The 10,485-nt window shown below is 63.5% G+C and carries 12 protein-coding genes; 8 read left to right on the plus strand and 4 right to left on the minus strand.

What is annotated here, in order from left to right; all coding sequences use genetic code 11:
• The first annotated feature begins 147 nt into the window (after nucleotides 1–147).
• Nucleotides 148–498: a hypothetical protein gene (locus ASG57_RS36645; protein ID WP_080654976.1), complete on the plus strand. Its 351-nt coding sequence runs from the start codon at nucleotides 148–150 to the stop codon at nucleotides 496–498.
• On the plus strand, nucleotides 443–988 hold the full coding sequence (locus ASG57_RS13010; protein WP_057196470.1) for a hypothetical protein: 546 nt from the start codon (nucleotides 443–445) through the stop codon (nucleotides 986–988). The genes ASG57_RS36645 and ASG57_RS13010 overlap by 56 nt, the downstream gene beginning before the upstream one ends.
• A 49-nt stretch (nucleotides 989–1,037) precedes the next feature.
• Here the strand turns inward: ASG57_RS13010 and ASG57_RS13015 are convergent, their stop codons facing one another.
• Nucleotides 1,038–1,436, minus strand: a complete 399-nt coding sequence (locus ASG57_RS13015) for a RidA family protein (protein WP_024342743.1) — start codon at nucleotides 1,434–1,436, stop codon at nucleotides 1,038–1,040.
• A gap of 153 nt (nucleotides 1,437–1,589) precedes the next feature.
• Between ASG57_RS13015 and ASG57_RS13020 the strand changes: the two genes are divergently transcribed.
• Together ASG57_RS13020 and ASG57_RS13025 are read left to right on the plus strand one after the other, a co-directional pair.
• On the plus strand, nucleotides 1,590–2,465 hold the full coding sequence (locus tag ASG57_RS13020; protein ID WP_057196482.1) for a DMT family transporter: 876 nt from the start codon (nucleotides 1,590–1,592) through the stop codon (nucleotides 2,463–2,465).
• 201 nt (nucleotides 2,466–2,666) lie between these two features.
• The gene (locus ASG57_RS13025; RefSeq protein ID WP_057196471.1) at nucleotides 2,667–4,094 is read left to right on the plus strand and encodes a caspase family protein; all 1,428 of its coding nucleotides are present in this window, start codon (nucleotides 2,667–2,669) and stop codon (nucleotides 4,092–4,094) included.
• Nucleotides 4,095–4,262: 168 nt separating this feature from the next.
• Here the strand turns inward: ASG57_RS13025 and ASG57_RS13030 are convergent, their stop codons facing one another.
• Nucleotides 4,263–4,502, minus strand: coding sequence for a BrnA antitoxin family protein (locus tag ASG57_RS13030; RefSeq protein WP_024342740.1), 240 nt, complete (start codon nucleotides 4,500–4,502; stop codon nucleotides 4,263–4,265).
• A gap of 3 nt (nucleotides 4,503–4,505) precedes the next feature.
• Nucleotides 4,506–5,483 (minus strand): cysteine synthase A, encoded by a 978-nt coding sequence (cysK, locus tag ASG57_RS13035; protein WP_024342739.1) that lies wholly within the window; start codon nucleotides 5,481–5,483, stop codon nucleotides 4,506–4,508.
• A gap of 224 nt (nucleotides 5,484–5,707) precedes the next feature.
• Between cysK and ASG57_RS13040 the strand changes: the two genes are divergently transcribed.
• Nucleotides 5,708–5,926, plus strand: coding sequence for a hypothetical protein (locus tag ASG57_RS13040; RefSeq protein WP_024342738.1), 219 nt, complete (start codon nucleotides 5,708–5,710; stop codon nucleotides 5,924–5,926).
• A gap of 1 nt (nucleotide 5,927) precedes the next feature.
• On the opposite strand, the gene tgt is transcribed toward ASG57_RS13040, so the two are convergent.
• A complete protein-coding gene (gene tgt / locus ASG57_RS13045; RefSeq protein ID WP_024342737.1) occupies nucleotides 5,928–7,073 on the minus strand; it encodes a tRNA guanosine(34) transglycosylase Tgt in 1,146 nt (381 codons plus the stop codon).
• Between the two features lie 213 nt (nucleotides 7,074–7,286).
• On the opposite strand from tgt, the gene ASG57_RS13050 reads away from it, so the two are divergent.
• From ASG57_RS13050 to ASG57_RS13060, 3 genes are all read left to right on the plus strand, one after another.
• Nucleotides 7,287–8,462: a patatin-like phospholipase family protein gene (locus ASG57_RS13050; RefSeq protein ID WP_230646674.1), complete on the plus strand. Its 1,176-nt coding sequence runs from the start codon at nucleotides 7,287–7,289 to the stop codon at nucleotides 8,460–8,462.
• Between the two features lie 131 nt (nucleotides 8,463–8,593).
• Nucleotides 8,594–9,340: a TetR/AcrR family transcriptional regulator gene (locus ASG57_RS13055; RefSeq protein ID WP_057196473.1), complete on the plus strand. Its 747-nt coding sequence runs from the start codon at nucleotides 8,594–8,596 to the stop codon at nucleotides 9,338–9,340.
• A gap of 250 nt (nucleotides 9,341–9,590) precedes the next feature.
• Nucleotides 9,591–10,190 (plus strand): PepSY domain-containing protein, encoded by a 600-nt coding sequence (locus tag ASG57_RS13060; protein WP_057196474.1) that lies wholly within the window; start codon nucleotides 9,591–9,593, stop codon nucleotides 10,188–10,190.
• The last annotated feature ends 295 nt before the right edge of the window (nucleotides 10,191–10,485 follow it).

Below are 10,485 nucleotides of genomic sequence, written 5' to 3' on the forward strand. Positions count from 1 at the left end.
CTTGATTTCACTTTGGAAATTGGAGCCGAAAACGCAAATAAACCATTGTCCCGAAACGAATAATTTTCGGTTTGGCGTCGCATCAAATTTCCGTCACATTTCGTCCGAATAAACCGTCAGCATCTCAGAGACATTCAAGGACGATTCATGCGTTTTGGTCGCATCGCGGCGTTCTGCGCCGCCTCAGTTTTCGCCGGCACCCTCGCCGCCCCCGCTCTTGCCCAGAGCCCCTATGATGGCAATTGGCAGGTCACCATCGTGACCAAGACCGGCTCGTGCGAGCCGACCGCCAGCTCCATGCTGACAGTAGCTGGCGGCAAAATCACCGCGCCTGGCGCTAACGTTTCCGGCACCATCGGCAGTGGGGGACTTGTGAAGGTTTCGATCAATGGTGCATATGCCAACGGTCAACTCAACGGCAACGCCGGATCGGGGAAGTGGAATGGAGCATCAGCAGGCATACCGTGCAGCGGGCGCTGGGAAGCATCGCGCCTATAGAACAGCGGAGGCTCCCGCTCGGAACCGGCGGCTGCTGATCGCGGCTGCCGTTTTGCTTGCGGCCACAGCCGTCAGCTCCGAGAGCAAGGCGCAATCCGGTCCATTCGCGCCGATGGCGGGAAGCTGGAGTGGCGCCGGCACGGTCAGCCTGGAGGACGGGTCGACGGAACGCATTCGTTGCCGGGCCAAATACGCACCCATCGGTCCCACCATGGAACTGACCCTAACGTGCGCCAGCGACGCCTATAAGTTGGCCTTCGCCGCCAACGTTCAGTCTGCTGGCCGTGCCATTTCGGGCAGTTGGAGCGAGGCCAGCCGCAACATCTCTGGCACTCTCCAGGGTCGTGGCAGCGGCGGAAACTTCGAGTTGGTCGCGTCTGCCGCCGGTTTCAACGCCAACATCGCGCTGAAGACGAGCGGCAACAAGCAGACCGTCAATATACGCGCTGACAGTCAATTCCGCGGCGCCAACATCTCGATGTCGCGCTGAGGCGAGCCGCGCGTTTGAAAACCGACCCGGCGGCTTCGCCGGGTCTTTTTTATGCGTCCGGCACGAACGCCGTGACCTCGATTTCAACCTTGGCCCGCTCGTCCACGAGCCCAGGGATGTAGAGCAGCGTCGACGGTGGAAAATTACGTCCGAGCGTTTCCTTCCAGGCGGCACCAATGCCAGCACCGGCCGCCTCGTACTCGCTGCGGCTCGTCAGGTACCAGGTCAGGCGAACGATGTGCTCAGGGCCGGCCCCGGCCTCGTCGAGTAGGTTGATGATCCGCTTCAGCGCAGTCGCGACCTGCGCGGCCATGTCGGGCGCGTAATTGCCGGACTCGTCGCCGCCGGTTTGGCCGGCCAGAACCACCCAGCGCCCGGGTCCGTCGACCACAATGCCATGGGAAAAGCCACGCGGTTTTTTCCATTCGGCCGGCTGCAAGATATGCATGAGCGAAGGTCTCCCGATATTCTCGTTATCCAGTAGATGCCTAGCACGAGCCCTGCATCGCTGCATCCGCAGATTTGACCGTTGCAAACATCGGCAATGTCGCCGATACCGGCCGTCCTTTTCGGCTTTCCATCCTCCGGCATCCGGCCCCTCATGAGCACGACACCGTCCAAAGCGATGGCTGCACTGTGGATGGCCGGCTGGCTCTCGCTGATGCTGGTCATGGCGGTTGCCGGGCGCGAGACCACGCGCGAGCTGAATGTTTTTCAGATCATGGAGGTGAGGTCGCTGATCGGCTTCGTGCTACTCGCCCCCATCATCTACCGCGCGGGCGGCTTGAAGACGGTCAAGACATCGCGCCTGCCGCAACACATCGGGCGCAATCTGGTGCACTATTTTGCCCAGCTCGGCTGGTTCTTTGCGCTGACGCTGATCCCGATCGGTCAGGTGGTCGCGATCGAGTTCACAATGCCGATCTGGACGGCCATCCTTGCCGCAAGCTTCCTATCCGAGCGCATGACGCCCTGGAAGATCGCCGCCATCGTGCTCGGACTGGTTGGGGTGATCGTCATCGTCCGGCCCGCCACTGGCGAGGTCAATCCGGGTCAGCTCATCGCGCTTGGAGCAGCCATGGGTTTTGGCATCTCCATGGCCCTCGTCAAATCGCTGACCCGCACTGAAAGTGCGCTCTCGATCCTCTTCTGGATGCTGGTGGTGCAGTCCGCCGCAGGCTTCGTTCCGACGCTGTTCGTCTGGACCTGGCCATCGACCTACGTCTGGGCCTGGCTCGGCGTGATTGCCGTCTGCGGTACATTTTCACACTATTGTCTCGCCAGCGCCATGCGCTATGCCGACGCAACGATCGTCGTCCCCATGGACTTCCTGCGGGTTCCATTGACCGCGGCTGCCGGCTGGCTGCTGTATTCCGAGCGGCTCGATGCCTGGACCGTGCTGGGGGCGGCGCTGATCCTCGGTGGCAATCTCCTGAATTTGAAGCCCACTTCGCCGGTCCCCGCTCGCGCGCAGTGAACCTCGCGCCGCCCCCGAGCGACAAAACTAAGTGACCGTGTGATTTGGATCACGTTGGAGAGGCACTCCATCGTGCACATTGGCCACACAGCAGCGGGTTGAACCCAACGGGCGGCCGTTTTGGTGGCGCGAAGTCGGGCACTTCGTGTAGGTTCGTTGCCAGTCTGTTGCTGCCTGCAATTCGATTCTGGGGATTTCAGAATGCGCTATCTCACCCTCCTCGCTTCGCTGATGTGCATGGCACTGTCGATCAGTGCTGCCAAGGCCGACCGCCGTGTCGCCTTCGTGGTCGGCAACGGCTCCTACAAGAACGTCGCGCAACTGCCGAACCCGCCGATCGATGCCAAAGCGATGGCGGCCACGCTGCGCAATGTCGGCTTCGAGGTGATCGAAGGCTCCAATCTCAGCCGCGACCAAATGACCGAAAAGCTGCTCGACTTCGGTCGCAAGGCGCAGGGCTCCGACATCGCGCTGTTCTACTATGCCGGCCACGGCATCGCCGTCAGCGGTACCAACTACTTGCTGCCCGTCGATGCCGACATCAAATCGGAGATGGACGTCAAGCTGGGAGCTGCCATCAACATCGACCTGACGCTCGAGCAAACCATGGGCGATGCCAAGGTCAAGCTGGTCTTCCTCGACGCCTGCCGCGACAATCCCTTCGCCGCCAAGATCAAGTCGAATGCCGCCACCCGCAGCGTCAACGTGCAGAGCGGTCTCGCCGAGATGAAGTCCGGTGAAGGCACGCTGATCGCGTTCGCCACCGGTCCCGGCCAGACCGCGCTCGACGGCCAGGAGGGCAACAACAGCCCGTTCACCCGCGCGCTGATCGACAACATCACCAAGCCCGGCGTCGAGATCCAGCAGGCGATGACCTCGGTGCGCGCCCAAGTCAATGAAGAGACCCGCAAGAGCCAGTTGCCCTGGGGCCACACCAATCTGACCGGCTCCGTTTATCTCAATCAGGCCCCGACGACCCAGGTCGCCAACGCAGCGCCGACCGCTTCCGGCATCGTGCCGGGGGCCAGCAGCAGCTCGGATGGCGTGGAGCTCGAATACTGGCGCTCGGTGAAGGAGTCCAACAAGCCGGAGGAGCTCAACGCCTATCTCTCGGCCTATCCGAATGGCCAGTTCAAGGCGCTGGCGCTGGCACGCCTCGCAGCAATCAAGAGCGGCACCTCGACCGCGACCCGCACTCTCAACGCGGGCGTCGATCCCGCAACCTTCACGGACGAGGCCACCCAGCTCACCGAGGACCAGATCGGACTCAACAAGACCCAGCGACGCGACGTGCAGCGCCGGCTCACCAGCCTCGGCTTCGATACCAAGCAGACCGGTGTGTTCAGCGAAGAGACCCGCGCGGTACTCAGGCGCTGGCAGGCCGCGCGTGGCTATCCATCGTCCGGCTACCTCAACAAGCACCAGCACAAGGCCCTGCTTTCGGAGATCATGGCTGCGCCCGCGACGGCGAGCGACACCAGTCAGAAGCCTGCCCGGCGCGCCAGCGCGCCGCCTCCGAGCAGCGCGCCGGCACCGGCTCCTCACCGCAGCAATCCCGGCGATGCAGCCGGCGCGGCCTTCGTTGGCGGTGTCGTCGGCGGCATGATGGGCGGCATGTTCCGCCGCTGAGGCGCCAGCCACTCTCAAAACAAAGCCCGGCTCATGCCGGGCTTTTTCTTTGTAAGACGATGTCGCCGCATGCTCCGTCATCGCAAGGAGCCCTTGCGATGAAGCAAATCCAGGCTGTCCCGTGGAGACATCTGGATTGTTTCGCTGCGCGCGCAATCACGACGCTGCCTACTTCCCCGCCGCCTTTCGCAGCGCCTCGTTGATGCGGTCCTGCCAGCCCGGCCCGCCCTCTTGGAAGAACTCCAGCACGTCCTGATCGATGCGCAGCGTGACCTGCTCCTTGATCCCGGGAACGGCGATTTGCCTGGGTGGCGCGGCGGCCACCTTTGCGGTCACCTTCTTGAACGCGGCCTCCGCTTCGCTCCTGGCATCGCCAAGCGTACGCGGTCGCCTCGGTTGATCTGCCATCTGCTAAACTCCTTCAAACAGAGCCGTCGACAGATAGCGCTCGGAGAAGGACGGCACGATCGCCAGGATGGTCTTTCCCGTAGCCTCCGGTCGCTTGCCGATCTCCAGGGCCGCCGCGATCGCCGCGCCCGAAGATATGCCGCCGGGAATGCCCTCCTGACGCGCCAGCGCGCGCGAGGTTTCGATCGCCGTCGTGGAGTTGATCTTCACGATCTCGTCGATCACCGCGCGATCAAGGATGTCAGGGACGAAGCCGGCGCCGATGCCCTGGATCTTGTGGGGGGTATGCTGTCCACCCGACAGGACCGGGCTCTCCTCCGGCTCGACCGCGACCACACGCAAGCCCGGCTTGCGCGGCTTCAGCACCTGACCGACGCCGGTGATGGTACCGCCGGTGCCAACGCCGGCCACGAAGAAGTCGATGTTGCCGCCGGTGTCGTTCCAGATCTCCTCCGCCGTGGTACGCCGGTGCACATCGGGATTGGCGAGGTTCTTGAACTGCTGCGGCATCACGGCGTTCGGCGTCGTCTTCACCAGCTCCTCGGCGGCGGCGATCGCACCCTTCATGCCTTGCGCCGCCGGCGTCAGCACCAGTTCGGCGCCAAGAAAAGCCAGCATCTTGCGTCGCTCGATCGACATCGACTCCGGCATCACCAGCTTGAGCCTGTAGCCGCGGGAGGCCGCCACGAATGCGAGCGCAATGCCGGTATTGCCCGAGGTCGGCTCGATCAGCACAGTGTCGGGCTTGACGATGCCCGCCTTCTCCATCGCGATGATCATGGCCGCGCCGATGCGGTCCTTCACGCTTGCGGCAGGATTGAAATATTCGAGTTTTGCCAAAATGGTCGCGTTGACGCCGCGCATGCCGGGCAGCCGGCGCAAACGCACGGTGGGCGTATTGCCGAAGGCCTCGACGACCGAGTCATAGATCCGGCCGCGGCCGGGTTGGTGCGTTGCACCCGTGGTGGACGATGTGTCCATAATGAACTCCCTATGGCGACGATCTGAATTTCTGTCGCGACCATTTGCGCAGTTACAGACAGCTTACGGCGACAAGCAAGCGACAATCCGGCACATGTTAAGTACGCTGCATCGCAAAATCGCGTGAGCAACAAAGATCAGAAAACCACCGCATTTGTGTTGCGACCTCGTCAACCGCTTCTGCTTATGTTAGACTTATGTCTTAAAGTAGGGAGGTCACCACGATGTCAGCAATTGCTGAAGTGATGTCGACCGTCGCACTGAACCGCGATCCGCGTTGCAGCGAGCTGCCGACCTGTCCCGTCTGCGCCGACACCATGGTCGCCGCCGAAGCATCAGCCTACGTCTCTGACCACGTGATCAGCTATCTCTGGACCTGCGACAATTGTGGCTATGGCTTCGTGACCAAGCACGCTCTGAAGCAAAGCTTCATCTGCAACTGAGCTAGCGCGGGGCGATGTCGCCCCTCGCCCAGTCCTCGCGCGTACGCTGATAGAATTCATCGAACTTTCGCTGCGCAATCGCGTCCCTGATGCCCTGCATCAGGAACTGGTAGTAAGCGATGTTGATCTCGGACAGCAGCATCGCCCCCAGCGTCTCACCTGCCTTGACGAGATGATGCAGATAGGCCCGCGCGTAGTTGCGTGCCGCAGGCCACGAGCTCGCCTCGTCCAGCGGACGTGGATCGTCGGCGTGGCGCGCGTTGCGCAAATTCACCTGGCCGAAGCGCGTGAAGGCGACGCCGTGCCGGCCATTGCGCGTCGGCATCACGCAATCGAACATGTCGATGCCGCGCTTCACGGCTTCGAGGATATCGTCGGGCGTGCCGACACCCATCAGATAGCGCGGGCGCTCTGCTGGCAGCAGCGGCGCGGTCTCGTCGATCATTGCCAGCATAACCGCCTGCGGCTCGCCGACCGCAAGGCCGCCGATTGCATAGCCGTGGAAGCCGATCGCAACGAGGCCCTCGGCACTTGCATGACGGAGCTGAGGCACATCGCCGCCCTGCACGATGCCAAACAGCATGTAGCCGTCGGGAGCGCTCTCGAAGGCGCGCTTGCTGCGCTCGGCCCAGCGCAGCGACAATTGCATCGCCCGCTCGATGTCGGCCGGCTCGGCCGGCAGCCGCACGCATTCGTCCATCTGCATGGCGATATCGGAGCCGAGCAAACGCTGCACCTCGATCGAGCGCTCCGGCGAGAGCTCCACCTTGGCGCCGTCGATGTGCGAGCGGAAAGTGACGGCGTGCTCGCTGACCTTGCGCAGATCCGCGAGCGACATCACCTGGAAGCCACCTGAATCCGTCAGCATCGGCCCGTTCCAGCCGGTGAATCGCTGCAGGCCGCCGAGCGCGGCGATCCGCTCGGCGCTCGGACGCAGCATCAAGTGGTACGTGTTGCCGAGCACGATATCGGCGCCGGCATCGCGGACCTCGCGCCAGTGCATGCCTTTCATGGCGCCGGCGGTGCCGACCGGCATGAAGGCAGGCGTCCGTACCATGCCATGAGGCGTGGTCAGGCGCCCGGTGCGCGCGGCGCCATCGGTGGCGAGCAACTCAAAGTGATTGGGAAGGTCATTGTCGGGATTCATGGCGGTGCTTATTGCGTGTCGGAGGAAGCCGATCAACCGCGAAGCCATGCTCGGGCCCCCCTTGTGCTTCAGACCGGGACAGCCATCGGCGCAAGATCAGTGCCCCGTCGCCCTTGTAAAACAAAACGATACAGTATAGTTTTCCCCGGGGCTGGTCGATATGCCGCGGCGATTTGCTGACGGCGGTAGATGCGTGGTCGCCAGCCAACGACAATGTCCCACCCTTCATCTTCGAACGACGAACCGGTCTCCTCGCGTGACCGGATCAGACATAGAGGCGTCGGCCTGCTGGTGCTGACTTGCAGCCTGGCGCTCGGCGCCTGCACCTCTCTGCCTCGCACGACCTACACGGCCGCTGAAGCCAGCACGTCGCGCGTGCTCGATATCGATGGTCTCCGGCGCTACGCGGACGATCCCGTCACGAAGTTCAGCTTCGAGAAAGACACCCGCACCGCGCCCAAGTCCTATCTGGCACTCTCCGGTGGCGGTGCCGATGGCGCCTACGGCGTCGGCGTGCTCCACGGCTGGACCGCGGCCGGAACCCGCCCCACCTTCTCGGTCGTCTCGGGAGTCAGCACCGGAGGCTTGATCGCTCCGTTTGCATTTCTTGGTCCGCAATACGACGACACGCTGAAGGAGGTCTACACCAGCGGGATCGCGGAAAGCCTGTTGGACGATCCCAGCATCATGCGCGTGCTGTTCGGGTCCGGCCTGTTCGGCAACACGCGGCTGCGCGAGTTGGTCGCAGCCTACGTCGGTCCGGAGATCATGGCGCAGGTCGCGCGCGAGCACGCCAAGGGCCGCAAGCTCCTGGTGGTGACGACCGACCTGGACACCCAGCGCACCGCGATCTGGGATATGGGCAAGATCGCGACGGTCGGAAGCCCGGAGGCGCTGAAGCTGTTCCGAGACGTGATGGCGGCCTCGGCCAGCATTCCCCTGGTGTTTCCGCCCATCATGATCGATGCCGAAGGACAAGGCCGCAAGTTTCAGGAGATGCATGTCGACGGCGGCGTGACGGCGCCGGTGCTGACGTTGCCGGAAGCCCTGCTGTTCCAGAGCGGCCGCCTGCCCGGCAATGCGAGGATGGACATTTACATCCTTGTCAACAAGAAGATCGAACGCAACTTCGAACTCGTCGCCAACGGCACCATCGACGTTGCCTCGCGCAGCCTCTCGGCGATCACGCAATCGCAAACGCGTTCGATCATCTTCTCGACCTACGATTTCGCCAAGCGCAACCGATTGGGCTTTCATCTCTCCTACATCGCGCGCGACTACCCCGCCCCGCGCTCGGAGGGATTTGATACCGCCTATATGCGGGCGCTGTATCAATACGGATACGAGAGGGCTGCATCCGGCCAAGCCTGGACCTCGACGCTTCCTTGATCCTTCGTGACGGAACGCGGTCCAACGGAGACCGTTGACGATGCGGCCAATTCGGCCAAATTGGCGATGACGCACCCGCCCCTGCACGATATAGAGCGATTGACGAGAGCAATGCGCAGGAATCATTGGGCATGGGATTGACTGCGACCAGGACGAAACCGGCAGCACCACGGCGCGAGATGCCGAAATCCCGCGGCGGCCGGCCGACGAAGTCAGCTGCGATCGAGCGAGACCAGCGGCTGATCGAGGTCGCCACCCGCCTGTTCCTGGATCGCGGCTTCGATGCAACTTCGCTTGACGCCGTTGCGGAAGCCGCTCGGGTGAGCAAGCCCACGGTCTATTCGCGCTATGGCGACAAGCGCGGGCTGTTCGCGGCAGTATTGAGACGCGAGATCGCGCGCTGGCTCGCACCGCTCTCGGCCGCAGCAGAGACGCAGCTCAGCAGCGCCTCGGACATCTCGGTCGAGCAGCGGCTGGTCGAGATCGGCCGCGAGATGCTGACCTTCACCTGTGGTCCCGATGCCGTCGCCTTCAGCCGCATGATGACGGCGCAAGCCATCAACTTCCCCGATGTCGCCAAGCTCGGCAAGGAGGAAGGCTGGCTCAAGGCGGTCGCGACCACGGCGCGTTTCTTCGATCATCTGGTGACTCAAGGTGCGCTCGACGTCGAAGATACCACCATCGCCGCGGAGGTATTTCTCGACGTCGTCGTCGGTCACACTCACCGCATGGCGACGTTCGGAACGGCGCTGGAGCTGAAGACAGCCGAAAAGCGCATGCGCGCGGCGATCAAGCTGTTCCTGGCCGGCGCGCTGGGACCTGCCGACCGGGTCCAGGACTCGACGCGGGTCCCAACGAGGCGCCGTTCCTCGCGCTGACGATCTCGTGAGCTCTTGAGGTTTCCATGGGGAACGGTCGCGCCACCGTTGACCGAAATAAAACGATACGGTATTGTTTCGTTACAAGTTGGTGCGGGTCGCTTTTTCACAGCCCCAAAGAGGTCCGTATCGCTTTCGGTCGCCACGGCAGGTAAGGCCCGCCGCGGCGCTCCGCGGCCGGCCTTTGCCCGAGGCCGGCCGCGAATTCTTTACGATCATCCGGCACACTCGCTGGCCGAGGGTTTCGAGTATGACGACAGCACACCCCTGGACGCTTTCCGCCACCGCCCTCGCAGCGCTGCTCGTCGCAGCGCCGGCGCAGGCGATCGTCTCCGCCGGAGGCACCCCAATCGCCCTGCACGGCGAGACGGTTGGCAACGCGGATGCCGACCGTCTGGCCATCAGCCGCGAGATCGAGCGCTTCCGCAGTGTACCGATCTCGATCAGCCAGGCCATGGCGATTGCCGAAGGCCGGCACGCCGGCGCCACGACAGCGGATGTGAGTTTCGACGGTGCCGCCGGCGTGCCGGTGTATCGGGTGAAGACCGTGCACAACGACCGCATCTGGCGCCACACCATCAGTGCGTCGACCGGCGAGCTGGTCGACGGGGAAGCCGCCCTCCCCCTCACGGAGCTCGACCGCGAGGACCGTAGCAACCTCGCAGCGCTGGGCGCGATCAGGCACCGCCTCGCCGATGCCGTCCGTGTCGCCGAGCGCGCGGCCTCCGGCAAGGCGATCAGCGGTGGGCTGGTGCGCGAGCGCGGCCGGCTCAGTTTTGCGATCGTCGTGATCAGCGGCGACGACCTCAAGGAGGTCATTCTGGAGCCGCCTGGCGCACGGGCCAGATAGCAGCGGCTGTCCGCCCGGGGAAATCGATGGGCCGAATGGCCATTGACGCCCGCAAGACTCTCCCGCATAAGTCTGCGCCATGTTCACGACTACCAAACGCACGACCAAAACCACCACGGCCTCAGGGGCCCGGGGAGGCGTGCGCGCGTAGTCGTCGACTAGAACGCATCAGCTCTGCCGAAGCCCCGCCCTCGATGCAGGCTGTGTGGAAAGCCGGGCAAATCGGCTAGGATGGCCGCCTCGGGAACGGGGTGGCCATTTTCATGGGATACATAGCCGGCGAGGATCGGGATCA

It is taken from the genome of Bradyrhizobium sp. Leaf396, from assembly GCF_001424605.1.
GTDB classification, from domain to species: Bacteria; Pseudomonadota; Alphaproteobacteria; order Rhizobiales; family Xanthobacteraceae; genus Bradyrhizobium; species Bradyrhizobium japonicum_C.